This is a genomic window from Pseudomonas sp. P5_B2 (assembly GCF_056400445.1).
This window is the reverse complement of record NZ_JBFULH010000934.1, coordinates 1-1,280: the sequence shown is the minus strand read 5'-3', so window position 1 is coordinate 1,280 and position 1,280 is coordinate 1. Positions and strand designations below refer to the sequence as shown.

The 1,280-nt window shown below is 53.1% G+C and carries 2 protein-coding genes and 1 pseudogene; 1 reads left to right on the top strand and 2 read right to left on the bottom strand.

Features of this window, described 5'->3' with window-relative positions; translation table 11 throughout:
• Nucleotides 1-434: pseudogene (locus AC1DRJ_RS28120) on the top strand (hypothetical protein); the annotation flags it as partial.
• A 3-nt stretch (nucleotides 435-437) separates the two neighbouring features.
• Here AC1DRJ_RS28120 and AC1DRJ_RS28115 read toward each other — a convergent pair.
• Nucleotides 438-806, bottom strand: a complete 369-nt coding sequence (locus AC1DRJ_RS28115; RefSeq protein ID WP_477805016.1) for a hypothetical protein — start codon at nucleotides 804-806, stop codon at nucleotides 438-440.
• A 72-nt stretch (nucleotides 807-878) separates the two neighbouring features.
• Nucleotides 879-1,280: TSUP family transporter (locus AC1DRJ_RS28110; protein ID WP_477805015.1), on the bottom strand; the 402-nt coding region annotated here is incomplete at its 5' end.

The following is a 1,280-nucleotide window of genomic DNA, read 5'->3' as shown; positions in this document are numbered from 1 at the left end:
AGATTGGTGAGCACACGGCGCCTTATGGGTCGTTCTTCAAGAGGATCGAGTATCTGCAGGACAACAAGGGGCTGATTTACTGGGGCAAGATCAAGGAGATCAAGGATTACACGCAGAGTTTCCGTATCGATTTCGAACAGAAAGTCTGGTTCAAGCAAGCGGACGAGGCGAAGAAAAAGCCTTATTCAGTCAACATTTACTTGAGCAAAAAGCTGATCGACAACTACCGCAAGCGCAAAGCGTTTCTGGAAGAGATCAAGCACGCCATCGAGAGCGGGAAGGACTTGTATTGCTTCTTTTACGGCGTGACGCCGGAGTTGAAGCAGGTACCGAGCAAGAAAAACCCCGAGCAGACGTTCGGGGTGTTCAGTGCGAATATTGAGAACCTGGATCACTTCATTGTTCGGGAAGCGCCGGGATTCATGGATAAGTAGGTGTCAGTCCTGCCGCACGATCTCTTCAACCCACTCAAGCTCATAGGGCTGGCGAACGACATCCGAGATATGTTCCAGCACAGCTTTGCTCAGAACTGATAACTCTGCGTCGGTTAGCAAATCATGCTTGACCATCAACCGCAAACCTCTGAGCGCACTGGAGCGGGATTGGCTGTTGTAGTCAAAAGCCCGGGCCATATCCTTGTCCCGATCCTGGATCAATCCATAGAGCATTCCATATCGCGCATGAGCTGACAGCGCTCCATGTTGGGTAATCGCCTTGGCATCGGCAAGAACACCTTGGCAAAATCGATCGAGCGCAATTCTGCGCAGTTCCTTGAACTTCTTCCAATCGCTTTCGAGGATCAACATGGCATGCTCCCGCGTAGAAATCCTAGACAGAACGAAAGCATATTTTTGCGAATCACGCTGCTGAATCCAACCCTAGTAGGCACACATACTCAGCATCACCATAACCAGCAAACCCACATATACCCGCGCATGCACCCGATCCGGAATCCGCCCGATCCATGATGTGGCCAATCGAATCCCCAGCAACGATCCCATCGTCAAAACCGCAAACGCCAGCAAATCCACATAGCCGATGAACCACGCCCCCAAATCAAACTCGCTGAATCCCGCCATGGCCATGTATGTCACCGTCCCAGCCACCGCAACGGGCAGGCTCAACGGATTGGCCATGGACGTCGCCTGACTCATGCTCAACCCACAACGCCGCAACAACGGCACGGTCATGACGCTGCCGCCCACGCCGAGAAACGTCGCGGTAGCGCCAATGCCTACGCCACCGCCAGACACTTCAACCCTCCTGAATCGCCGTGGGAT